The following is a 23,331-nucleotide window of genomic DNA, read 5'->3' on the forward strand; positions in this document are numbered from 1 at the left end:
ATTGTCGTCCGAGGGGTTCCGGGAGCCTTCCCGAATCCCTACATTCAAGAGGTGGCGGCGCCGGATCGGCCCGCCGGAGGAGACAACGCGATGGCGAGCCTTCGTCCCCGTCCGTCCGTCATGAGCATCACGCCCGCCGCTGCGGCGCGCGTTCGTGAGATCGTCGAGGCGTCCGAGCGCCCGGTTTCCGGCCTGCGCGTCGGCATCAAGAACGGCGGCTGCGCCGGCATGAGCTACACGGTGGCGCTCGCCGACGCGGCGACGCCCGGCGACGAGCTCGTCGAGACCGAGGGCGCCCGCGTCTACGTCGACCCGAAGGCAGTGCTGTTCCTGCTTGGCACCCGCATGGACTTCCGCGCCTCGAAGCTCTCGACCGGCTTCGTCTTCGAGAACCCAAACCAGGTCTCGGCCTGCGGCTGCGGTGAATCCGTCTCGCTGGTGGCGGCCGACCCTGGCGCGCTTGCGGACGGCGTCCCCGCGTGAGCCTTGCCGACGTGAGCGGTTCGCCTCTGAGCAACCACAACGGCGGCGATCTTTTCGAGCGCCTGAAGGCGGCCACGGCGTCCGACTGGGACGCCTATGTCGACCACCCGTTCGTGCGCGGCCTCGGCGACGGTACGCTGCCGGTGGAGAGCTTCCGGCACTATCTCGCCCAGGACTATCTCTTCCTCATCCAGTTCGCCCGCGCCTATGCGCTGGCCGTCTTCAAGGGCGACACGCTGGCCGAGATGCGGCAGGCCGCTTCCGGCGTCTCGGCGATCCTCGACGAGATGAGCCTGCACGTGCGGCTCTGCGAAGGCTGGGGCCTGACGGCGGCCGAACTCGAGACGGTTCCCGAGGCCCGCGCCACCGTCGCCTACACGCGCTACGTGATCGACACGGGCCTGCGCGGCGACCTCCTCGACCTGCAGGTGGCGCTCGCCCCCTGTGTCGTCGGCTACGCCGAGATCGGCGCGACGCTCGCCGCCCGTCCGGGCGCGCTCGATGCTGGAAACCCCTACCGCGACTGGATCGCCGAATATGCCGGCGAGGGCTACCGTGAGGTCGCGCGACGGTCGCGGGCGGCGCTCGAAGCCTCGGCGGCGGTGCGGCTGTCGGAGGCGCGCTTCGACCGCCTCGCCGGCATCTTCCGCCAGGCGACCCGGCTGGAAGCGGACTTCTGGCAGATGGGTCTGACGCGCGCCGACTGATCCGTCGCGGCGGCGACAGGCGCGGGGAGGGGACGAGGATGGACCCCGACTGGCTCCACGAGCTGTTCTCGCCCTATGGCCGCGTCGGCATCCGCCGACTGTTTGGCGGGCAGAGCGTCTATCTCGACGGCCTGATCGTCGCCTTCGTCGCCGACGACGTCCTCTATCTCAAGTCCGATGCAGAGACCGCGCCGGCCTTCGACGCGGCAGGGCTCGCGGCCTTCTCCTACCTCGCCAAGGGCGAGCGGCGGGTGCTCACGTCCTATCGACGCGCGCCCGAGGAAGCGCTGGAGGATCCCGACGCGCTGCGGCCGTGGGTCATGCTGGCCCAGTCGGCGGCGGGCCGGGCGGCGGCGAAGAAGGCGGGCGGGCGGAGAGGCAAGCCCGCCGCTAAGCGGTCCCGTTCCACGCTGGCGCCGTAGCGGCCCTCAGGCGATCGCCCGCAGCGTCTGCTCGAAGGCCGGGTCCGTCTCGCAGACAACGCGATTGCCGCCGTGCCACTGCGCCTCGCCGAGGCACCGCACGGCGCGCTCCACCGCCGCGGCGGGGTCGGCATCGGCCACCGTCGAGACGACGCCGGCGGACAGCGTGATGCGGCCGAGCAGGTCTCCGGACGATCGCCTCACCAGTCGCCGGCCCATCATCGAGCGTCGCAGGTTCTCGGCCACCGCCACCGCCTGCCGCAGCGGCACGTCGGGCAGCACGGCGGCGAAGACGTCGAGGTCGAAGCGGAAGACGCGGGCGATGCCCGAGAGGCTCGACGTCATCGCCCGGCCGACGGCGGCCAACACGTTGGCGCTCGCACCTTCGCCGTGCGCCGCATCGAGCCGCGACAGCCGATCGACGCCCATCAGCAGCATCGAGGACGAGCGCCCGTGCGAGCGCGTCGTCTCGCAAAGCCGGTCGATGACGGCCTCGAACTCGGGGCGGCCGGGAAGGCTCGGGTCGAGCTCCTCGGCGGAGGCGAGGCTCGGAAAGTAGAGGGCGAGGTCGCACGAGAGCCGCCGGCACTCGGCCTCTGCCGCGGCCACGGCGGCGGCCGGGGCGTCACCGGCGAGCGCGCGCCGCGCTTCGGCCAGCACGGCGAGGCCGCCGTCGAGGCGGGCGGCCGCGCGGTTGAGAGCGGCGCGGCGCACGGCGAGCGCGGACGCGGCATTGCCGGGAGCGCCGGTGTCACTGGACGAGACGAGGGCGGCGATGGCCGCGAAGGCCGAGGCGAGCGCGGGGTTGACGCCCGCCAGCGGATCAGCCGGAACGGGGTATTCGGCTGCTTGACCCGCGCTTGCCAGGTCTGCGCTTGCCAGGTCTGCGCTGGCCGGGCCGGCTGCCGCGATCCGATCAGGCGCGCCACCGTCCGGCTGCGCCGGCGCCGATCCCTCCGCCGATGACGTCATCCCCGCCTCCCGCACCATCGGCGCCCGTGGGGCACGCGACGGGGGAAACGTAGCCAGACGTCGTTAAGGAGGCGTTTCCCGGCCGCTGGCGCCACACGGAAGCGGCGCGGACCCGGTGCTGGCGGCAGTCCGCGCGACGGGTGTCGCGCGGTTCATCATGGCGCCGCTCGGGCGCCGTCGTCGTATTCAGCTCGCGTCGGCGAGGATTTCCTCGGCGTCGTCGACCTCGCCGGCCCGCGTCGGGCGCGGCATGCGGGTCGGGCGCAGCAGGAAGGCGGGCACATGGTCGCCGAGACCCACCACCGGCCGGTCGTCACGATCCTCGCCGCGGCGGTGATCGCCCCGACGCTCGTTGCGTCCACCGAGGCTGTCGGGCCGAACCGGCTCCGGCCTGTCGCGGCGCTCGTTGCGAGCGGCCTGCTCCGGTCGCGCCGACTGCTCCGACCTGCGCGCCTGCTCGGGCCGCGCGGCCTGCTCCGAGCGCGGAGCCGGCTCGGAACGCGGGGCCGGCTCGGGGCGCGGGGACTGTTCCGCCCGCGGCGCCCGCTCGGGCCGCGCGCTCCGCTCGGAGCGCGGGCTGCGACTGCTGCGGGACTCCGGGTCCGACGCGACGGCCCGCTGCCGCCGCGGACGTTCCGCTGCCACCGGCTCGGCAGGCGCAGCTTCGACAGCGGCGCCAGCCTCGACGACCGTTCCTTCTTCGGTAGCCTCGGCGGCCACCGGCTTCGCCGAGCGTCCACGGCCACGACCGCGCGCCGGGCGCGGCGCCTCCGTGCCGTGCTCGGCGACGGGCGCCGCCTCACGCGGCGCCGAGCGGCCACCACGGCCGCGGCGCTCGGTTGGCGCGGCGGCCTCGTCGGCCGCGGGGGCGCCGTCGGCCCACTCGATCTTGCGACCGATGAGCTTTTCGATGGCGGCGATCGCCTTGCTGTCGGCGCCAGTGGCGATCGTCAGCGCCGCTCCGGTCCGGCCCGCGCGGCCGGTGCGGCCGATGCGGTGGACATAGTCCTCAGCGTGATGCGGCACATCGAAGTTGTAGACGTGGCTGACATCCGGGATGTCGAGGCCGCGCGCTGCGACGTCACTTGCCACCAGGAAGGTGAGGGTGCCCTTGCGGAAGCTCTCGAGCGTCGTGGTGCGGGCGCGCTGGTCCATGTCGCCGTGCAGCGAGCCGACCGAGAAGCCGTGCTGCTGCAGAGCTCGGTAGAGGGTGGCGACGTCGCGCTTGCGGTTGCAGAAGATGATCGCGTTCTTCAGGCCCTCGGCCGATTCCATCAGCCGGCGCAGCGTGTCACGCTTGTCCTGCGGCGAGGTGCCGGTGGCGACGAGGCGCTGGGTGATGTTGTCGACCGTGCTTGCCGGGCGCGACACCTCGACCCGGATCGGATCCTTGAGGAAGCTCGCGACGAGGCGCTGGATCTCCGGCGGCATGGTCGCCGAGAAGAACAGCGTCTGCCGGGTGGTCGGGATGAGCTTGCAGATGCGCTCGATGTCCGGGATGAAGCCCATGTCGAGCATGCGGTCGGCCTCGTCGATGACGAGGATCTCGACGCCCTGCATGAGAAGCTTGCCGCGCTCGGAATGGTCGAGCAGGCGGCCGGGCGTCGCGATCAGCACGTCGACGCCGCGCGACAGCTTGCGGTCCTGGTCCTCGAAGGAGACGCCGCCGATCAGCAGCGCCACCGAGAGCTTGTTGTTCACCCCGTACTTGACGAAGTTCTCCTCGACCTGGGCGGCGAGCTCACGCGTCGGCTCCAGGATCAGGGTCCGCGGCATGCGTGCCCGCGCCCGGCCCTGTTCGAGCCGCGTCAGCATCGGCAGCACGAACGAGGCCGTCTTGCCGGTGCCCGTCTGGGCGATGCCCAGAACGTCCTTGCCCGCCAGCACGTGCGGGATCGCGCCCGCCTGGATGGGGGTGGGCTCGCGATAGCCGGCGGCCTCAACCGCCGCGAGAACTTTCTCGCTCAGTCCGAGAGATTCGAAGCTCATGTAACCGTAAGTTTAGGCGGCGTGCGATCGCGACGATCTGCCGGACCGAATACGCCTGACGGCCGCCGCGAGGCGTCCGTTCACCGAGGTGGAAAATAAGTCCAACCCCGGCGAAGTCAATGTCTTTCGGGCGACGGCCAGCGAAAATGGCTCCATCCTGGGCGGAATTGCCTGCACCGGTTTGTCATGTCGCACCGTTGCGGCCGGGGCCCCGACCAATATCCCCGCCGCCCGCCAGTCGTCGGCGGCGCCCGCCGACCGGCAGGCATTCCGCCGATTCCCGAGCGGCGTGAAGCCGATGGCGCCGCCGGAGAGTTTCGCGGCCCGCCGGCCTGCCGATGGCGCGGCGGTTGCAACAAGTCCTTTCGAGCGGCGGAAAGGACGCAGTCAATATTGGCTTATTCCATTTTTCCCGGATGTGCATACTTTGCCGGGTCGTGTGGCCGCCGTGACTCGGGCGGCGGTGTCGGGAGGTGTGGGCGTGCGTCTGTCGTCGGCATGGTTGGGGATTCTGGGCGCAGGGTTCATGGTCGGCGTGGCCGCCGCGCAGCCGGTGGCGTCGGTGCAGACGGACACGCTCAGCATCGGCACCGGCACGGTCTCCGGCGTCTACCTGCCGGCCGGCGGCGCCATCTGCACCATGGTGAACCGCTCCCGCAAGGTGACGGGCGTCCACTGCGTGGTGGCGCCGACGGAAGGTTCGGTCGCCAACCTCGAGGCGCTGCGCGACGGCCACGTCGATTTCGCCATCGCCCAGTCGGACGTCGTCGCCGACGCTGCCCTCGGCCGCGACCGCTTCGCTGCCGCCGGGCCGAGCGCGGCGCTGCGGGCGGTGTTCGCCCTTCACTCCGAGACGCTGAGCGTAGTGGTGAGCGAGGACAGCGACATCGACGACTTCGACGGCCTGAAGGGCAAGCGCGTCGCCGTCGGGCCGCCGGGCTCGGGCCAGCGTGTTCTCCTCGACATCTTGCTCGCTGCCCGCGGATGGACGCTGAGCGACTTCGCAGCCGTCGTCGAGGTGGCGCCGACCGAGGAGGCGGACGCCCTCTGTGACGGCAAGGTCGATGCAGCGATCTACATGGCGGGCAATCCGACCGGGCTCCTGCAGGAGGCGACGACGAGCTGCGACACCGACATCGTTCCGCTTCCGGCCGACCTGGTGGCGAAGGTGGTGAGCGCCAACCCGGCCCTGCGCCCGGCGGTCGTTCCCGGCGGCCTCTATCGCGACACGCCCGAGGACGTGCCGACCATCGGCACCGTGGCGCTCCTCGTCACCTCGACGGAGGAATCGGCCGACCACGTCTATCTTCTGGTCCGGGCCGTCTTCGAGAACCTCGCCGTCGTCAATTCCCTGCACCCGGCGCTGTTCGACCTGAAGCCCAGGGACATGGTGCAGCAGCCGTTCCCCGTGCCCCTGCACGAGGGGGCGCTGCGCTACTACCGCGAGCGCGGCTGGCGTTAGCCGCTTTCCGGACGGGCCGGGCGGCTCAGGGCCTCTCGGCAGCCGCACCTTGGCGACCCGTCTTCGTAAGGCCCCAGGCGCCGGCGAGGGCGACGGCCTGCAGCAGGGCCGCGGCGAGGAGGAGAGCGCGGAACGCATCGACGCGCTCCCAGCCGAGCGCCATCAACTCGTCGATCAGCACGCCGGTCAGCCACTGCTGCAGGAAGGCACAGGCGAAGACGAGGAAGTTCAGCGCCGCGTTGGCGCGGCCGGCGAGGTGGCTCGGGAAGGCCTGGGTGGTCGCGGCGTAGGAGAGCGTGCCGGTGGTCGCGAGGAAGCTGAACACCGGCCAAAGCCAGACCGCCGGTCCGACGGGCAGCACGGCGATGAGGGCGACGAGGACGGTGAACGCGGTCATCCCGGCCGCGGCGACGGTCGCGATCGGCACGCCACGGCGCCCGGCACTGTCGGCGATCTTGCCGCTGGCGAGATAGCCCGCGACCATCGCCACCGCCATCGCCGACAGCCAGGCCGCCGCGAGCGGTGGCCCGTGTCCGGCGACGTCGCGCAGCCACGGCCCGACCCACAGTGTGCCGAAGCCGAGGAACGTCCCCTGGCAGGCGATCGAGCCAACGCCGAGCTGCCAGAAGCGGCGGCTCGTGAAGATCACCCGGTAGCCGCCGTCCGGCGCCGCCACCGGTCCGTCCGCGGCCGCCTCGTGGTCGCGCGGCACGGCGAACCAGATCAGGGCGGCGGAGGCGAGGGTCAGCACGGCGAGTGCCGCGAACAGGGCTCGCCAGCCGAAGGCGGCGAGGATCAGCTCCGACGGCGCCCCGGCCGCGAACGCCCCGAGCCCGCCGGAGGCGAGATGCAGCCCGTTGACGAGCGCCAGCCGCTCGCGCGGCACCCACAGGCTGTAGGCCTTGAATGGCGCCATCAGGCAGGCGGAAACGCCGAGCCCGATCAGGGCGCGGCCGATGGCGAGCTGGACGAAGCCGTCTGCGACCACGAACAGCGCCGCACCCACCGCCGCGACGACCAGAAGGCCCGCCTCGATGCGGCGCGGGCCGAAGCGGTCGAGCGCCGTGCCGAGCGGCAGCTGCACGGCGCCGAAGGCGAGGAAGTAGAGCGCCGTCAAAAGCCCGAGTTCAGCGGCGGCGAGGTCGAAGCTCTCCGCCAGCGGTCGGGCCGCGACCGCGTTGACCAGCCGGTACGCTAGGCTGAGGAAATAGCCGAGCGCGAACGGCAGGAAGATGCGCAGGATCAGCCGGGCCACGACGTCAGCTCCGGCGCGCCAGTGCCGCCCGCAGGCGGTCGATCGGTGCGGTGGCGGTCATCAGCCCGCCGATGACGAGCACCGAGCCCGCGAGCACCGCCACGCCGGGATCCTCGCCGAGGAAGACCACCGCCATCGCCACCCCGGAGACCGGCATCAGGTACATCATCATGCCCGTCACGGCGGGCCCGGCGAGGCGGGCGCTCGCCTGGTAGCCGAGAAAGGCCGCGACCGAGGCGAGGACGACCAGCCCGGCGATCGAAAGCCACTGTGTGCCGCTCGCCGGAAAGGCGCCCGTCGACACCGTCTCGAACACCATCAGCGGGGCGAGCAGGGCCGCTCCGGCTGCGGCAACGGAAACGAACAAGGCGAGGGCGGGCAGACCGGCGAGCCCGGGGCGCCGCAGGATCACCGTGTAGACCGCCCAGGAGACGGCGCAGCCGAGGGTCAGCAGGTCGCCGATGCTGAACTGGAGCCCGACCAGCCTGTCGAGCGAGCCGCGGGAGACCAGCACCAACACACCGACGAGCGCGAGCACGATGCCAGCGGCCTCGCGGCGGCGGATCGGCCGGCCGCGCAGCACCCGCTCGAGCGCCAGGATGGCGAGCGGCGACGTTGTGTAGATGAGCGTCGCATTCGTCGCCGTCGTCGTCTGCAGTGCGGTGTAGAGCCCGCCGCCGCAGATCAGCATGCCGAGGGCGCCGAGGCCGAGAAGCCACGGCCATTCGGCCGCGAGCGTTGTCGCGTGGCGGCGCAAGGCAGGTGCGGCGAGCGGCAACAGCACGGCGGCGGCGAGCGCCCAGCGCAGGAACGCCAGCGTCCACGGGCCCGTGCTCTCCACGGCGGCACGCCCGATGACGGGGTTCGTCGAGAACAGCACCGGCGTGAGGACCAGGATGGCGACGGCGGCAGCGCCGCCGGGACGCGGGGACAGGGACACGGCAAACCGATCGGCTGGGCGCGGAACGGGCGCCTCGACGGCCGCCGCCCCGGGGGGTGAAGCGGCAGGCGCCGGGGTTAGCGCGACGACGGTCGGCAGGCAAGCGTCGCAACGGGAAGGGGTAGCGGGTTCTGCGGTCCTTGACGGTGGCGGAGGTGGGGGCGTGCGGTGCCGCGACCGTGGACGGTCGACACTGCCCGCCGTTCCATGTCCTCATGATCACGGATCACGCACGCGACTCGCGCGGGGGGACTAAACCTTGGATTCTGCGGACCGCCCGGCGGGCGCCACCATTTCCGACGGTGCCTTCTATCTCGTCGCCGGTGTCTGCGGGCTGGCGGTGGGTGTGGTCGGGGCGGCCTTCCACCTCAGCGTCGACTTCCTGCTCGGCTGGCCGGACTGGCTGGTGGCGCGGCTGGGCCGAGGCCCGCTCGCCATCGCCTGCGGCGCTGTCATCGCCGCGCTCGCCGTGCTCGCCGCCTTCGCGCTGACCCGCCGCTTCGCCCCGGAGGCGGCCGGCAGCGGCGTGCAGGAGATCGAGGGCGCCATGGAGGGCCTGCGCGAGGTGCGCTGGTGGCGCGTCCTGCCGGTGAAGTTCGTCGGCGGCGTGCTGGCGCTGTCGTCGGGGCTGGTGGCGGGCCGCGAGGGGCCGACGATCCACATGGGCGCCTCGATCATGCAGGCAGCCTCCGACTGGCTGAAGCTCGGGCGCACCGACGTGCGCGGAATGCTTGCCGCCGGTGCCGCCGCCGGCCTCGCCGCGGCCTTCAACGCGCCCTTGGCGGCGATCCTGTTCGTCATCGAGGAGACGCGGAAGCAGTTCCCCTACACCTTCCGCTCCTACACCGCCGTCATCATCGCCTCCGCCGCGAGCGCGCTCGCCACCGAGGTCGTCGGCGGCACCGCGCCCGATCTGCAGATCTCCACCGACGCGATGCCGCTCGCCCTGCTGCCGGCCTTCGCCCTGCTCGGCGTGCTGCTCGGCGCCCTCGGCGTCGTCTTCAACCGCTGCCTCGTCTTCTCGCTCGACTGGACGATGACGACCTTCCGCCGGGCGCCCTGGGTGCCGGCGCTGGTCGTCGGTGCCGCCGTCGGCGCGCTGGCGATCGTGCTTCCGGACGCCGTTGGCGGCGGCGAGACGCTGATCCTGCGGATGGTCGCGGAGAACCTGCCGATCACGATCCTGCTGCTGCTCGCGGTGCTGCGCTTCGCCGGCACGATGGCGAGCTACTCGACGGGGGTTCCGGGCGGCATCTTCGCGCCGATCCTGGCGCTCGCCACCGCCATCGGCCTGGCGGTCGGAACGTTGCTCGAGTTCGCCTTCGTGGTGCCGGGCACAACGGCGGCGGCCTTCGCTATCGCCGCGATGGGCGGGCTGTTTTCGTCGACGATCCGCGCCCCGCTCGTCGGCGTCGTGCTCGTCGCCGAACTCACCGGCGCCTACGAGCTGATCCTGCCGGTGATCGTCACCTGCGCCACCTCGAACCTCGTCGCCGAGCGTCTGCGCGGCCGGCCGATCTACGAGGTGCTGCTCGAGCGGACGCTGAGGCTCGCCGGGCGGACGCCGCACGTCCACTCCGACCCGATGTCGTCGCCCGTCGGCGTCGATGACCCGCCGGCGCCTGGGCGAGGCTGAGAGCGGCGCCTCAGCCCTTCGGGGCGCGGGGGATGACGAAGCGGTCCATCGCCTGCGCCCAGCCGTCGCCGTCGTTCGAGCCGGTGATCACGTCGGCGCGCGACTTCACTTCGGGGCGGCTGTTGCCCATGGCGATCTTCAGCGCGCCGACGTCGAACATCGGCAGGTCGTTCGGCATGTCGCCGATCACCGCGATCTCCGACAGCGGCACGCCGAAATAGTGGGCGAAGCCACGCACGGCGTGGCCCTTGTCGGCGGTCGGGTGGGAGATGTCGACGTAGTATTCCTGCGAGCGCACCACCGAGGCCTGGTCGCCGAGAAGGGCGCGCAGTTCCACCTCCACCCGGTCGAGCATGGCGTGGTCGCTGGAGGCGGCTACGATCTTGCCGACGCGGGCGAGCTCGTCGCCGAAGGCCGCGACGATGGTGGGCTCGAACTGCACCGTGTGGCGCTCGAGCGGCACGTACTCGCCGTCGGGGTCGGTGATGATCCACTCGCCGTCGGCGAACACCCAGATTTCCGCACCGTTCTCGCCGAGCACGCGGACCGTGGTTTGTGCCGCCGCGAGCGGCAGCACATGCGCCTCGATGGGCGTGAGGTCGGAGTGAACGAGCGAGCCCCCGTTGAAACCGCCGAAGACATCGAGGCCGAGCTGGTCTGCGAGCGGCTTGACGCCGCGCGGCGGCCGGCTCGAGACGATGCCGAGCGCGATGCCGGCGTCGCGCAGCCGGTGCGCCGCGGCGATCGTCTCGAGCCTCAGCGCCTTCGTCGGATCGACGAGGGTGCCGTCGACGTCCGAGACGACGAGCGAGATGCGCGCGGGCAGTTCGGCGTTGCCGTTCGCAGCTTCGGTCACCGCAATGGTGCTCCCGAAAGCGGCAGCCACGAGTAGCCGTCCCGGCCGATCAGGGCATGCGCGGCCTGTGGCCCGCTGCCGCCGGCGGCATAGGGGTTGAGGTCGCCGATGCGGGCCCGCCAGGCGTCGAGCAGCGGCTGCACCGCGGCCCAGCCGGCCTCGATGTTGTCGGCGCGCTGGAACAGCGTCGCGTCGCCGATCAGGCAGTCGTAGATCAGTGTCTCGTAGCCGGTGGAGGGCTGCGCCTGGAAATAGTCCTTGTAGCGGAAGTCCATGTCGACCTCCGACAGCCGCACCCGTCGCCCCGGCACCTTGGCGGCGAAGCGCAGCGAGATGCCCTCGTCGGGCTGGACGTGGATGACCAGCATGTTCGGCGTCAGTCCGCCCGCCGACGGGTTGCCGAACAGAACGCCCGGCGCCCGCTTGAACTGGATGGCGATCTCGGTGCGCCGCGTCGTCAGCGCCTTGCCGGTTCGAATGTAGAAGGGCACGCCCGACCAGCGCCAGTTGTCGACCATGCACTTCATGGCGACGTAGGTCTCGGTGAGGCTGTGCGGATCGACGTCCGGCTCGGCGCGGTAGTCGGCGACCTGTTTGCCCAGTACGGAGCCGGCGGTGTACTGGCCGCGCACCGCCCAGTTCGCCGCCTCGCCGGGCGACTGGATGCGGATCGCCTCGATCGCCTTCGCCTTCTCGGTGCGGATGGCGTCGGCGTCGAAGGAGTTCGGCGGCTCCATCGCGGTGGTCGCGAGGAGCTGGAACATGTGGTTCGGCACCATGTCGCGGAGCGCGCCGGTGGCGTCGTAGAACTTGCCGCGCGTCTCGACGCCAACCGTCTCGGCGGCGGTGATCTGCACGTGCTCGATGTACTCGCGCCGCCAGATCGGCTCGAAGATGCCGTTGGCGAAGCGCAGGCTCATGATGTTCTGCACCGTCTCCTTGCCGAGGAAATGGTCGATGCGGAACAGCTGGTGCTCTTCGGCGGCGCCGAGCAGGTGGGCGTTCAGCGCCTTCGCAGAGGCGAGGTCGTTGCCGAACGGCTTCTCGATGACGATGCGGCGGAAGGACTTCTCGCCCTCCTCGAGCAGCCCCCCGGCGGCGAGCTTCTCCGGGATCGAGCCGAAGAAGCGCGGCGCCACGGCGAGGTAGAACACCGCGTTGGTCGAGCCGTCCGCCCGCGGCGTGATGCGCGACTTCAGGGTCTCGTAGGTGGCCGGGTCGTCGAAATCACCGGCGACGTAGCCGATGCGGCTGATCAGCCACGACCACACCTCCTCGTCGATCGAGGCGGAGCCGTCGGTGCTGCGCGCGATCAGGTCACGCACCGACTCCGTCAGGAACGCCCGGTAGTCGTCCTCGGAGCGGGCGATGTGGTCGACGCCGATGATCTGGAACTCGGGATCGAGCACCCCCTCGAAGGCGAGGTTGTAGATCGCCGGCATCAACAGGCGCTTCGTCAGGTCGCCCGAGGCGCCGAAGATGAACATCGTCGCCGGCGGGGCCGGCGCGGCGTCAGAGGGCATCCTCGCATGCCCGAGCGTCACCTGATCGTTCATGGGATCAGCCGCCCGTCGGCCGCTCGACGTGGCCGCCGAACTTGAAGCGCATGGCCGACAGCAGCTTCTCGCCGAAGGTGTGTTCCTGGCGCGAGCGGAAGCGCGCATAGAGCGACGCCGTCAGCACTTCCGCCGACACCGCCTCCTCGACCGCCGCCATCACCGTCCAGCGGCCCTCGCCGGAATCGGCGACCGAGCCGGTGTACTCCGACAGCGTCGGGTTCTCGACCAGCGCCATGGCGGAGAGGTCGAGCAGCCAGGAGGAGATGACGCTGCCGCGCCGCCAGACCTCGGAGATGTCGGTGAGGTCGAGCGAGTAGCGCTCGTTCTCCGGCAGCTCCTTCGAGTCCTTGTTGCGCAGAATGTCGAAGCCCTCGGCATAGGCCTGCATCAGGCCGTACTCGATGCCGTTGTGGACCATCTTGACGAAGTGGCCGGCGCCGGGCGGGCCGGCGTGGATGTAGCCGCGCTCGGCGCGGGTATCGAGGCCCTCGCGGCCGGGGGTGCGCGGGATGTCGCCGAGGCCGGGGGCGAGCGTGTCGAAGATCGGGTCGAGGCGGTCGACGGCTTCCTTGTCGCCGCCGATCATCATGCAGTAGCCGCGCTCCAGGCCCCAGACGCCGCCGGACGTGCCGACGTCGACATAGTGCAGGCCCTTCTCGCGCAGCCCCTCGGCGCGACGGATGTCGTCCTTGTAGAAGCTGTTGCCGCCGTCGATGATCGTATCGCCCGAGGCCATCAGCTTGGCGAAGGCGGCGACCGTGTCCTCGGTCGGCGCGCCGGCCGGCAGCATCACCCAGACCGCGCGCGGCGCGTCGAGCTTCGAGACCATGTCCTCGAGGCCGGACGCCCCGACGCAGCCCTCGCCGGCGAGCTCCTTCACGGCCGCGTCGTTGCGGTCCCACACGACGCAGGTGTGACCGGCGCGGGTCAGGCGGCGGGCGATGTTGCCGCCCATGCGGCCGAGGCCGACGATTCCAAGCTGCATTCTCGTCTCTCCCGGAAGGGTTGGCGGCGGCCGGTGCACTCCGGCCGCCGGATCTTGATGGGGCAGGGGCCTCGGAGGACCTCAGCCGAGGGCGCGCTCGACGGCGGTGGCGATGCGGGCGAGCCCGGCGCCGACGTCGCTGCCGAGGTGGACGCGCAGCGCCCGCCGGCCGCGCTCGGCCAGCACGTCGAAGTCACCGCGGGCCTGCGCCTGCTTGACGATGCTGAAGCCATACGTGTGGCCCGGCACCGCGAGGTCTTTGGCGTCGTCGGCGGTGATCTGCAGGAACACGCCGGAGTTCGGCCCGCCCTTGTAGGCCTGGCCCGTCGAGTGCAGGAAGCGCGGGCCGAAGCCGACGCAGGTCGCCACCTTGCGGGCGTCGCGAATGACGGTCCGCAGCTTTGTCAGTGCCTCGGTGTGGGCGGCGTTGCGCTCGATGTAGGCGAGCAGCGCCGCATAGTCGCCGGCCCCGAGGCGGGCGAGGTGGGCGGCGATGTAGGCGTCGAGGGTCTTCTCGGAGGCCGCCTTCTCGATCTCGCCGGCGTTGCGGGCGTCAGCGAACAGCTTGATCCCCTCGGCCTCGAAGAACGGCGCCTCCGGGGGCAGGGTGCCGGTCTTTTCGTAGGCGTCGGTGAGCTTCTTCGTCTCGATCTTGCTCGCCTCGACGTCGGGCTGGTTGAAGGCGTCGATGCCGATGATCGCGCCGGCGAGAGCGGTGGCGATCTCCCAGCGGAAGAACTCCTGGCCGATCTGGTAGGGCTCGCTCACGGTGATGCGCACCACCGGCTGGCCGGCCTCTTCGAGCGCCTTGACGGCCGCGTCCTGGGCGGCGTCGGCGCCGCCTTCGAGGCGGAGATAGGCGAAGATGCGGTCCTTGCCGTAGACGGCCGGCGCGCCGAGCGGCTCGCTGTCGACCGGCACGATGCCCTTGCCGACCTTGCCGGTCGATTCCGCCAGCAGCTGCTCCATCCAGGCGCCGACGTCGGCGATGCCGGGGGAAGCGACGATCGTCACCTTGTCGCGGCCGTTGACCGCACCGACGCCGAGGATGGCGCCGAGCGTGGCGCCGGGATTGTCGGCCGGCGGCACGGAGGCGGCGCAGGCGCGCACCATGATGTCGGTGGCGTCGAGGAAGCGCTTGAGGTCGAGCCCCATCACCGCCGCCGGCACCATGCCGAAGTTCGACAGCACCGAATAGCGGCCGCCGATGCCGGGATCGCCGTAGAAGATCTTCCGGAACTTGTCGCCCTCGGCCACCTTCTGCATGTGCGAGCCGGGGTCGGTGACGGCGACGAAGTGCGCGCCGGCCTTCTCCGCGCCGACCGCCTTCACCGTGAGGTCGAAGAAATACTCCTTGAGGATGTTCGGCTCGAGCGTGCCGCCCGACTTCGAGGAGACGATGAACAGCGTCTTCGCCGGGTCGATCTTCGCCTGGAAGGTGGCGATCTGGGCCGGATCGGTGGAGTCGAGCACCAGCAGCTCGGGGAAGCCGGCCTGCTTGCCGAAGGTCTTCGCCAGCACCTCCGGGCCGAGGCTGGAGCCGCCCATGCCGAGCAGCAGGGCGTGGGTGAAGCCCGCGGCCTTCACATCCTTCTGGAAGTCGACGAGGGCGGGAAGTTCCTTCGCGTCCGCGCCGGTGATGCCGAGCCAGGCGAGCCACTGGTTCTCGTCCGCGCCGGTCCACAGCGAGGAGTCGCGCGCCCACAGCCGCCGGATCGCGCCGCCCTTGCGGGCGGTGTCGAGCTCCGCCTTGACCAGCGGAGCCATATCGGCGGGCAGGGAGTGGGTCTGGCCGTCGAGGCGCGGGCCCAGGAACTCGACGCGGCGCTTCGCGACCGTCGACAGCAGGCTGTCGAAGGCATCGGCGAACAGCGTCACGCCATCGCGCAGCAGTTCCTGCGTGATTGCATCAAGATCGATACCGAAGCGCTTGAGATCATCCAGGACTTTGCGCGCCGCGTCGACGTCGACGGTCAGCGCCTCGGCGGCCTTTCCGTGGTCGCGGAAGGCGTCCATCGTGGCCGGCGGCATGGTGTTGACGGTCTCGCGGCCGATCAGGTCCTCGACATAGAGGGTGTCCGGATAGGCCGGGTTCTTGGTGCCGGTGCTCGCCCACAGCAGGCGCTGCGGCCGCGCGCCGTCGGCGGCGAGCGCCTTGAAGCGGTTGCCCTCGCTCAGCTTGATGAAGTGCTGGTAGGCGAGCTTGGCGTTGGCGATCGCCACCTTGCCCTTCAGGCCGGCGAGCGCCTCGGCGTTCTCGTCCTTCGCCGCGATCTTCGCGTCGATGGCGTGGTCGACGGCCGAGTCGATGCGGCTGATGAAGAAGCTCGCGACGCTCGCCACCCGCGAGACATCGCCGCCCTTCGCCTTGAAGGCCTCGAGGCCGTCGAGATAGGCGTCGGCGACGGCCGCATAGGCCTCCTGGGAGAACAGCAGCGTCACGTTGATGTTGATGCCGTCGCCGATCAGCGTGCGGATGGCGGGGACGCCGGCGGACGTGCCGGGCACCTTCACCATCAGGTTCGGCTTGTCGACGGCCTTCCACAGGCGCCGCGCCTCGGCGATCGTCTCGTCGGTGGTGTCGGCGAGGTAGGGGGAGACCTCGAGGCTGATGTAGCCGTCGACGCCGTCGGTGGCGTCATAGACGGGGCGCAGCACGTCGGCGGCCGCCTTGATGTCGGCGATCGCCAGCACGTCGAAGATGCCGAAGGCGTCGACGTCGCCCTTGCCCTCGAGCTCGGCAAAGGCGCCGTCATAGTCCTTGCTGCCACCGATCGCCTTCTCGAAGATCGACGGGTTCGAGGTGACGCCCTTCAGGCCGTCCTCATCGACCATCTTCTTCAGCGCGCCGCTCTCGATGTGGCTGCGCCGGACGAAGTCCAGCCACGGCGACTGGCCGTAGTCGGCGAGCTCAACCAGCGGGTTCTTTCCGGCCTTGGGGGTGGAGGACTGTTCGGTCAAGGCAATTCGCTCCCGTTCGATCTGTCGGCCGGCGACTTAGCGGCCGGCCTGGGCGCGCGCGGCTGCGAGCACGCGCTCCGGCGTGAATCCGAATTCGGTCAACAGCGCCTTCAGCGGTGCGGAGGCGCCGAAGGTGTGCATGCCGATCTTGGCACCCGACAGTCCGACATAGCGGTCCCACCCGAGGGTGGAGGCCTGCTCGACCGAGACGCGGGCAGTAATGTGCGGGGGCAGGACCTCGTGGCGGTAGGCCTCGTCCTGCTTCTCGAAGAGCTCCCACGACGGCATCGAGACGACGCGCGAGCGGATGCCCTCGGCCTTCAGCGCCTCGTGGGCGCCGACGCAGAGCTGCACCTCGCTGCCGGTCGCCATCAGGATGACCTCAGGCTCGCCGCCCTCGCTGTCGGCCAGGATGTAAGCGCCGCGGGCGACGCCGGTGGCGGACGCGTACTTCGTGCGGTCGACCGTCGGCAGGGCCTGGCGCGACAGCACGATGCAGGCCGGCTCGTGGCGCAGCGACAGCATCGTCCGCCACGTCTCGGCCACCTCGTTGGCATCGGCCGGGCGGAAGACGAGAAGACCCGGGATCGAGCGCAGGCCGATCAACTGCTCGACCGGCTGGTGGGTGGGGCCGTCCTCGCCGACGCCGATCGAATCGTGGGTGAAGACGTAGATGACCGGCAGCTCCATCAGCGCCGAGAGGCGGATCGCCGGCTTCATGTAGTCGGAGAAGATCAGGAAGCCGGAGCCGAACGAGCGCAGCTTCGACAGCGACATGCCGTTGCAGATCGCCCCCATGGCGTGCTCGCGGATGCCGAAGTGGAAGTTGCGGCCGCCATAAGACCCGGCCTCGAAGTCGCCGGCGCCGTCGAAGGTGAAGCGCGTCTTCGTCGAGGGGGCGAGGTCGGCGGCACCGCCGACGAGCCAGGGCAGATGCGGGGCGATGGCGTTCTGCACCTTCGCCGAGGCGTCGCGGCCGGCCATGCCCTTTTCGTCTGCCGGGAAGGTCGGGATGGCGCTGTCCCAGCCGGCGGGCAGCTTGCGCGCCTGCATCGCCTCGATCTCGGCGGCGAGTTCCGGATGGGCCGCCTTGTAGCGGGCGAAGAGTTCCTCCCAGGCGGCGCGCTGGTCGTGGCCGCGCTTGCCCATCTTCTCGGCGAAGCGCTGATAGACGCCGTCGGGCACCAGGAACTTCGCGTCCTCGGGCCAGCCGTAGCTCTTCTTGGCGAGGCGGATCTCCTCCTCGCCGAGCGGCTCGCCGTGGGCGGCGCTGGTGTCCTGCTTGTTCGGGGCGCCGTAGCCGATATGGCTCTCGACGATGATCATCGTCGGCCGGTCGTCGACGTGCTGGGCGCTGTCGAAGGCCGCGGCCAGGCGCTCGCAGTCGTTGGCGTCGCCGACGCGCAGCACGTTCCAGCCATAGGCGAGGAAGCGGGCGGCGACGTCCTCGCTGAAGGCGAGCGAGGTGTGGCCCTCGATGGTGATGCGGTTGGAATCGTAGATCCACACGAGGTTCGACAGCTTCAGGTGGCCCGCCAGCGAGGCGGCCTCGCTGGAGATGCCTTCCATCATGCAGCCGTCGCCGCCGAGCGCGTAGACGCGATAATCGAACAGCTTGAAGTCGGGCTTGTTGTAGCGCTCGGCGAGCCAGCGCTCGGCGATCGCCATGCCGACGCTGGTGGCGACGCCCTGGCCGAGCGGACCGGTGGTGGTCTCGACGCCCGAGGTGAGGTGGTATTCCGGGTGGCCCGGGCACTTCGAGCCGAGCTGGCGGAAGTGCTTGAGGTCGTCGAGCGTCACCGACGGCTCGCCGAGGCGCTCGTACTGGCTGTTGACCGACTTCACGCCGGCGAGGTGCAAGAGCGCGTAGAGCAGCGTCGAGGCGTGGCCCGCCGAGAGGACGAAGCGGTCGCGGTTCGGCCAGATCGGGTCGGCCGGGTCGAAGCGCAGGAACTGCTGCCAGAGCGTGTAGGCGACCGGGGCCATCGCCATCGGCGTGCCGGGGTGGCCGGAGTTCGCCTGCTGCACGGCATCCATAGCAAGCGTGCGGATGGTGTTGATGGCGAGGCTGTCGATGTCGGAAACGGTCTGCGCGGAGCCCGTGCCCCGCAGGTGCGCGGACGCCGCGTCAGCGCCCCCCGGTGTCCGTTCCGTCGAACTCATGGGTCATCCTCACTGCGGGTTTGGCTGCCGGTCCCAGGCCGCAACGGCGCCGGGACCAGAGAAGAGATGTCTCGTGACGCCCGAATGAACTGTGGGCCAACGAAGGAACGGCAGGTGGCGGGGGGACACCCGTGCTGGCGTCGCGTCCGGCGTTCCGGCCCGCCCGTGCGGCGCCGCCGACGCGACCGATATCGAAACTTGCACCGTAACGATGAACGCGAGTCCAGCAGCCTCCGGTCACACGAGGGATGCCAGACCCTACAGCGGGACCGCCCGCCCGTCACGGGCCGAAGCATGAAAAAGCGTTTAGGTTGATCCAACCCACTGAGGAAGAAAGACCGGGTGGGTCGTGCACGCATTTGCGCCGCAGGCTAGGGTATCGGTCGGAATGCGACGAACGCGCCGCGCGCCCGGCGACCGCACGCGAGGGGAGACGACCACTTGGACGGCACTGCGATCACGCCCCCGGGCGCTCCCGGCCTCTCGCCCCGCTGGACGTCCAGCGCCAAGAGCGGCGTCGGCACGGCAATGACGGCGGCGAGCCGGATCTGGTTCACGATCAGTCACGGCATTCTGAACGAGATCTACTATCCGCGCGTCGACATGGCGTGCACCCGCGACCTCGGCTTCCTCGTCACGGGGCCGGACGGCTACTTCTCCGAGGAGAAGCGCGACGCCGACCATGAGGTGGCGCTGCTGGAGGAGGGCACGCCGGCCTTCCGGCTCACCAACACCGCCCGTGACGGGCGCTACCGCATCACCAAGGTGATCATCACCGATCCGCACCGGGAGACGCTGCTGCAGGAGGTGACGTTCGAGGCGCTGGTCGGCTCGATCGACGACTACCGGCTCTACCTCCTCGCCTCGCCCCACCTCGTCAACGCCGGCGCCCAGAACACCGCCTGGGTTGGCGACTACAAGGGCACGCCGATGCTGTTCGCCTCCGGGCGGCGCGGCATCTCGCTGGCGATCGCCTCGTCGGTGCCGTGGCCGTCGCGCTCGGCCGGTTTTGTCGGCTTCTCCGACGGCTGGCAGGCCCTGGCGCACCACGGCGCACTCGACGAGCGCTACCAGCGGGCGGAACACGGCAATGTCGCGCTGACGGGAGAGATCGATCTCAAGGCGGGCGGTGGCCGGGCGGTGATCTCGCTCGGCTTCGGCGGCCGCGCAGAGGAGGCGGGCTACCGGGCGCTCGCCAGCCTCCAGGACGGCTTCGAGGCCGCGCAGCGCGACTATGTCGCCGCCTGGCGCGAGTGGCAGCGCAATCTCGTGCCGCTCGACCGGCCCTCCGACAAGAAGAACATGGACCAGTACCGCGTCAGCGCCGCCGTGCTCGCCGTGCACCGCTCGCCGGCCTTCCCGGGCGCGACCATCGCCAGCCTGTCGATCCCCTGGGGCTTCAGCAAGGGCGACGAGGACCTCGGCGGCTACCACCTCGTCTGGCCGCGCGATCTCGTCGAGACGGCGGGTGGTTTCCTCGCCGCCGGCGCGATCGACGACGCCAAGGCGATCCTCGGCTACCTGATGGCGATCCAGGAGGCCGACGGCCACTGGTCGCAGAACGTCTGGCTCGACGGCATGCCCTACTGGGAGGGCGTGCAGATGGACGAGTGCGCCTTCCCGATCCTGCTCGCCGACATGCTCTGCCGCGGCGGCCATCTCTCCAAGGACGACCTCGCCCGCTTCGTGCCGATGGTTGAGCGCGCCGCCGCCTATATCGTCCAGAACGGCCCGGTGACCGGCCAGGACCGCTGGGAGGAGGACGCGGGCTACTCGCCGTTCACCTTGGCCGTGGAGATCGCCGGCCTGTTGGCCGCAGCCGATATTCTCGAGATCGCCGGCAAGGCCGACGCCGCGAACTGTCTGCGCGAGACCGCCGACACCTGGAACGACGAGATCGAGTTCTGGACGTTCGCGACCGGCACCCCGCTCGCCGAGCAACTCGGCATCTCCGGCTACTATGTGCGCATCGCTCCGCCCGAGACCTCGGATGCCGCCTCGCCGCTCGACGGCTTCGTGCCGGTGAAGAACCGGCCGCCGAGCGACATGGAGCAGCGCGCCTCCTGCCTGATCAGCCCCGACGCGCTGGCGCTGGTGCGCTTCGGCCTGCGCGCCGCCGACGATCCGCGCATGGTCGACACGGTGAAGGCGATCGACGCCATGCTGAAGATCGACCTGCCGCAAGGGCCGCTCTGGTACCGCTACAACGGCGACGGCTACGGCGAGCAGGAGGACGGCCGCGCCTTCAACGGCACCGGCATCGGCCGGCCGTGGCCGCTGCTTGCCGGCGAGCGCGCCCACTACGAGCTCGCCGCCGGCCGCACCGCCGCTGCCGCGGCGCTGCTGGAGACGCTCGAGAAGTCGGCCGGCGCGGGTGGGATGTTGCCCGAGCAGGTCTGGGACGGCGATGACATCCCCGGGCGCGAGCTCTTCCGCGGCAAGCCCTCCGGCAGCGCCATGCCGCTGGTCTGGGCCCACTCGGAGCACATCAAGCTCCTGCGCTCGCTGCGCGAAGGCCAGGTCTTCGACATGCCGCCGCAGCCGGTCGAGCGCTACCAGGTGCGCAAGGTCACCTCGCCGGTGCGCGTCTGGCGCTTCAACCAGAAGCGCCGCTCGCTGCCGATGGGCAAGCGCCTGCGCATCGAGGTGCCGGACGCAGCCTCCGTGCGCTGGACGACCGACGAGTGGACGACCGAGAACGACATGCCGACGGTCACGAACAGCTTCGGCGTGCACCTCGTCGACCTGCCGGTCGGCGAGCTGCCGCGCGGCACGCACGTCCGCTTCACCTTCTGCTGGGCCTCGACGGGCGAGTGGGAGAACGAGGACTTCGTCGTCACCATCGATGGCGCCGAGGGCATCGCCACCAAGACGGCCAACGACTGATCGGTCCGCCGGACACTCCAACCAACAGGGAGGCGCAGTTGAGCGCTGGAATTCTCGCCATCGACGTCGGCGGCACGGGCCTCAAGGCCGCGGTGATCGACGACACCGGCAAGCTCCTCAGCGAGCGCGCCCGCGTGCCGACGCCGCACCCGTGCCCGCCGGCGCTGTTCGTCGAGACGCTCGCCGGCCTCGTGGCGCCGCTGCCGGCCTTCGACCGCATCTCCATCGGCTTCCCCGGCGTCGTGCGTGAGGGCAAGGTGCTGACGGCGCCCAATCTCGGCACCGACGACTGGGCGGGGTTCGCCCTCACCGAAGCGGTGTCGGCGAAGCTCGGCGGCCATCCAGCCCGGATGATCAACGACGCCGAGATGCAGGGCTTCGGCATCATCAAGGGCGAGGGGATCGAGCTCGTCGTGACGCTCGGCACCGGCTGCGGCACCGCCCTCTTCCGCAACGGCGAGCTGATGGCGCACATGGAGCTCGCCCACCATCCGATCCACGAGGATAAGACCTACGATGAGTGGCTCGGCCGGGCGGCGATGGACGAGGCCGGCAAGAAGCACTGGAGCAAGCGCGTCCACAAGATGATCGAAATCCTCTTCGTGCTGCTCCACTACGACCACCTCTATCTCGGCGGCGGCAATTCCAAGCACGTCCAGGGCGATCTGCCGCCGAACGTGTCGATCGCCTCCAACGAGGCGGGCCTCGAAGGCGGCGCGGCCCTCTGGCGGGCCCCGAAAGCGGTCTGACGGGCGATCACGCAGGCCACGGACCGGCGCGCTGCGCCGGGCCATGTCTTCTCGTCGAAAAGAACGGTGACGCCGTTGGCAGTCGTCAGCCGGTGCCGCCGCCGGAGGCGGCAAACAGCGGCAGCGGCGCGTGCGCCGATTCGATCGCGAGCAGCCGCCGCTTCGTCGCGATGCCGCCCGGTGCCGAGAAGCCGCCGATTGCCCCGCCCGCCGCGAGCACCCGGTGGCAGGGCACGACGATCGGGAAGGGGTTGGCGCCGAGCGCCCGCCCGACGGCGCGCGCCGCATCGGGCTCGCCGATCGCCCGCGCAACCTCGCCGTAGGTCCGCGTCTCACCCACCGGTATGGCGAGCGCGACGGCATAGACCCGCCGGTCGAACTCCGCCACGCCGTCGAGGTCGAGGTCGAGGAAATTGAAGCTCTCGGCCGCACCGGCGAGTAGCCGCCGGATCGCCGCGACCCCGGCGGCGACCGGCGCCGGCGGCTCCCCCGCGGCCGTCTCTCCGGCCCGCCGGGCGAGCGCCGACAGAACGTGAGCGTCATCCCCCTCCGGCAAGCTCGTCGCCACGACGCGCGTCCCTCGCCAGGCGATGCCGCACCGCCCGAGGGCGGTGTCGAAGATGAGATGGGACGCCGCGATCATCAGCGAAGTCTAGCACGGCAAGAGCTGCTGCCGCGCTACTGCTCGTGTGGCGCCGCCCCCACCGGCATTCCGGCTCTGCCGGACCGGCGATCGCGGCGCGGCGGACGGAACGGGAGCGGCAAGACAACGCCGAGCGGGCGCGGCAGCCGCAAACGAGCCAGGCAGGCGATACGCTGAACTTCGGGAGCGATCCGCCTCCGCTACAGTCCACAGAATTTTGCGGTCGAACTATTTCGGCCAGGAAAACGTAGCGCTTTGAATTGATGTCACGTTGGTACCCCATTGGTTTGCGGCGGAGAACCCGACATAGCCACGCTTGAAAGTTTTATCTTTAGCGGAGCAGATCAATTTCCCCTGATGCAAAATCTTTATTTCGTCCCCTTTTGACTCCACTGTCAGTTCTGGATCTTTGAAACGCGGACTGAACGACGAAGAGGTGCAGAGCGTAGTGGTGTCAGATTTGCGACTTCCGCCAAGTACCAGATTCTTGACCCTGTTGATTTCGACAGATAGGTAAGGGTCGCCCTGAGTCTGGGTGTATGCAACCACGTTGTATCCAGAAATCTCATAGTACTTGCCGTTTTTCTTGTAACTCGAGCGTAGCCACAGGAACGACGTGCGCGAATGATCAAATTTTACTGCGGAAGCGTATTTTATCTTGAC

18 protein-coding genes are annotated in these 23,331 nt (G+C 70.3%); 7 read left to right on the forward strand and 11 right to left on the reverse strand.

Annotated features, from left to right (window positions below; all coding sequences use genetic code 11):
• The first annotated feature begins 90 nt into the window (after nt 1-90).
• From RUR49_RS21255 to RUR49_RS21265, 3 genes are read left to right on the forward strand one after another with little or no spacing between them, the layout of a single operon-like run.
• Nucleotides 91-483: a HesB/IscA family protein gene (locus RUR49_RS21255; RefSeq protein WP_409148431.1), complete on the forward strand. Its 393-nt coding sequence runs from the start codon at nt 91-93 to the stop codon at nt 481-483.
• An 11-nt stretch (nt 484-494) separates the two neighbouring features.
• A complete protein-coding gene (tenA, locus tag RUR49_RS21260; RefSeq protein ID WP_409148432.1) occupies nt 495-1,190 on the forward strand; it encodes a thiaminase II in 696 nt (231 codons plus the stop codon).
• A 38-nt stretch (nt 1,191-1,228) separates the two neighbouring features.
• A complete protein-coding gene (locus RUR49_RS21265; protein ID WP_409148433.1) occupies nt 1,229-1,612 on the forward strand; it encodes a TfoX/Sxy family protein in 384 nt (127 codons plus the stop codon).
• Nucleotides 1,613-1,618: 6 nt separating this feature from the next.
• Here RUR49_RS21265 and RUR49_RS21270 read toward each other — a convergent pair whose 3' ends face one another.
• Both RUR49_RS21270 and RUR49_RS21275 read right to left on the reverse strand, forming a co-directional pair.
• Nucleotides 1,619-2,584, reverse strand: a complete 966-nt coding sequence (locus tag RUR49_RS21270) for a GGDEF domain-containing protein (RefSeq protein ID WP_409148434.1) — start codon at nt 2,582-2,584, stop codon at nt 1,619-1,621.
• Between the two features lie 186 nt (nt 2,585-2,770).
• Nucleotides 2,771-4,573, reverse strand: a complete 1,803-nt coding sequence (locus RUR49_RS21275; protein WP_409148435.1) for a DEAD/DEAH box helicase — start codon at nt 4,571-4,573, stop codon at nt 2,771-2,773.
• Between the two features lie 526 nt (nt 4,574-5,099).
• Here RUR49_RS21275 and RUR49_RS21280 point away from each other — a divergent pair.
• Nucleotides 5,100-6,035, forward strand: coding sequence for a TAXI family TRAP transporter solute-binding subunit (locus RUR49_RS21280; protein ID WP_409148436.1), 936 nt, complete (start codon nt 5,100-5,102; stop codon nt 6,033-6,035).
• Between the two features lie 25 nt (nt 6,036-6,060).
• Here the strand turns inward: RUR49_RS21280 and RUR49_RS21285 are convergent, their stop codons facing one another.
• The gene (locus tag RUR49_RS21285) at nt 6,061-7,290 is read right to left on the reverse strand and encodes an MFS transporter (RefSeq protein WP_409148437.1); all 1,230 of its coding nucleotides are present in this window, start codon (nt 7,288-7,290) and stop codon (nt 6,061-6,063) included.
• A 4-nt stretch (nt 7,291-7,294) separates the two neighbouring features.
• Entirely contained in the window at nt 7,295-8,230 is a 936-nt protein-coding gene (locus tag RUR49_RS21290) for a DMT family transporter (protein ID WP_409148438.1), read from the reverse strand.
• 259 nt (nt 8,231-8,489) lie between these two features.
• On the opposite strand from RUR49_RS21290, the gene clcA reads away from it, so the two are divergent.
• Nucleotides 8,490-9,866: a H(+)/Cl(-) exchange transporter ClcA gene (gene clcA / locus RUR49_RS21295; RefSeq protein ID WP_409148439.1), complete on the forward strand. Its 1,377-nt coding sequence runs from the start codon at nt 8,490-8,492 to the stop codon at nt 9,864-9,866.
• 10 nt (nt 9,867-9,876) lie between these two features.
• On the opposite strand, the gene RUR49_RS21300 is transcribed toward clcA, so the two are convergent.
• The 5 genes from RUR49_RS21300 to tkt all read right to left on the reverse strand — a co-directional run bounded on the left by RUR49_RS21300 (nt 9,877) and on the right by tkt (nt 18,390).
• Nucleotides 9,877-10,722, reverse strand: coding sequence for an HAD family hydrolase (locus RUR49_RS21300; RefSeq protein WP_409148440.1), 846 nt, complete (start codon nt 10,720-10,722; stop codon nt 9,877-9,879).
• On the reverse strand, nt 10,719-12,245 hold the full coding sequence (zwf, locus tag RUR49_RS21305) for a glucose-6-phosphate dehydrogenase (protein ID WP_409148441.1): 1,527 nt from the start codon (nt 12,243-12,245) through the stop codon (nt 10,719-10,721). The genes RUR49_RS21300 and zwf overlap by 4 nt, the downstream gene beginning before the upstream one ends.
• A 37-nt stretch (nt 12,246-12,282) precedes the next feature.
• The gene (gene gnd, locus RUR49_RS21310) at nt 12,283-13,266 is read right to left on the reverse strand and encodes a phosphogluconate dehydrogenase (NAD(+)-dependent, decarboxylating) (RefSeq protein WP_409148442.1); all 984 of its coding nucleotides are present in this window, start codon (nt 13,264-13,266) and stop codon (nt 12,283-12,285) included.
• 81 nt (nt 13,267-13,347) lie between these two features.
• Nucleotides 13,348-16,227 (reverse strand): bifunctional transaldolase/phosoglucose isomerase, encoded by a 2,880-nt coding sequence (locus tag RUR49_RS21315; protein ID WP_409148443.1) that lies wholly within the window; start codon nt 16,225-16,227, stop codon nt 13,348-13,350.
• 36 nt (nt 16,228-16,263) lie between these two features.
• Nucleotides 16,264-18,390 carry a transketolase gene (gene tkt, locus RUR49_RS21320; RefSeq protein ID WP_409148444.1) on the reverse strand — a complete coding sequence of 709 codons (2,127 nt, stop codon included), beginning with the start codon at nt 18,388-18,390 and terminating at the stop codon, nt 16,264-16,266.
• Nucleotides 18,391-18,831: 441 nt separating this feature from the next.
• Here tkt and RUR49_RS21325 point away from each other — a divergent pair, with 441 nt between their 5' ends.
• Nucleotides 18,832-21,276 carry a glucan 1,4-alpha-glucosidase gene (locus RUR49_RS21325; RefSeq protein WP_409148445.1) on the forward strand — a complete coding sequence of 815 codons (2,445 nt, stop codon included), beginning with the start codon at nt 18,832-18,834 and terminating at the stop codon, nt 21,274-21,276.
• 38 nt (nt 21,277-21,314) lie between these two features.
• Nucleotides 21,315-22,025 carry an ROK family protein gene (locus RUR49_RS21330; RefSeq protein ID WP_409148446.1) on the forward strand — a complete coding sequence of 237 codons (711 nt, stop codon included), beginning with the start codon at nt 21,315-21,317 and terminating at the stop codon, nt 22,023-22,025.
• An 85-nt stretch (nt 22,026-22,110) separates the two neighbouring features.
• Here RUR49_RS21330 and RUR49_RS21335 read toward each other — a convergent pair whose 3' ends face one another.
• Together RUR49_RS21335 and RUR49_RS21340 are read right to left on the reverse strand one after the other, a co-directional pair.
• Entirely contained in the window at nt 22,111-22,668 is a 558-nt protein-coding gene (locus tag RUR49_RS21335) for a methylated-DNA--[protein]-cysteine S-methyltransferase (protein ID WP_409148447.1), read from the reverse strand.
• A 228-nt stretch (nt 22,669-22,896) separates the two neighbouring features.
• A partial coding sequence (locus RUR49_RS21340; protein WP_409148448.1) for a hypothetical protein occupies nt 22,897-23,331 on the reverse strand: 435 nt, incomplete at its 5' end.

The organism is Pseudoxanthobacter sp. M-2 (assembly GCF_046156265.1).
Lineage (GTDB): Bacteria > Pseudomonadota > Alphaproteobacteria > Rhizobiales > Segnochrobactraceae > CAMDHY01.

Coding starts and splice junctions, on each gene's coding strand:
- RUR49_RS21335 (WP_409148447.1), bottom strand. CDS start 22,668: ATGATCGCGGCGTCCCATCTCATCTTCGACACCGCCCTCGGGCGGTGC.
- RUR49_RS21265 (WP_409148433.1), top strand. CDS start 1,229: ATGGACCCCGACTGGCTCCACGAGCTGTTCTCGCCCTATGGCCGCGTC.
- RUR49_RS21280 (WP_409148436.1), top strand. CDS start 5,100: ATGGTCGGCGTGGCCGCCGCGCAGCCGGTGGCGTCGGTGCAGACGGAC.
- RUR49_RS21270 (WP_409148434.1), bottom strand. CDS start 2,584: ATGACGTCATCGGCGGAGGGATCGGCGCCGGCGCAGCCGGACGGTGGC.
- zwf (WP_409148441.1), bottom strand. CDS start 12,245: ATGCCCTCTGACGCCGCGCCGGCCCCGCCGGCGACGATGTTCATCTTC.
- gnd (WP_409148442.1), bottom strand. CDS start 13,266: ATGCAGCTTGGAATCGTCGGCCTCGGCCGCATGGGCGGCAACATCGCC.
- tkt (WP_409148444.1), bottom strand. CDS start 18,390: ATGAGTTCGACGGAACGGACACCGGGGGGCGCTGACGCGGCGTCCGCG.
- RUR49_RS21275 (WP_409148435.1), bottom strand. CDS start 4,573: ATGAGCTTCGAATCTCTCGGACTGAGCGAGAAAGTTCTCGCGGCGGTT.
- RUR49_RS21255 (WP_409148431.1), top strand. CDS start 91: ATGGCGAGCCTTCGTCCCCGTCCGTCCGTCATGAGCATCACGCCCGCC.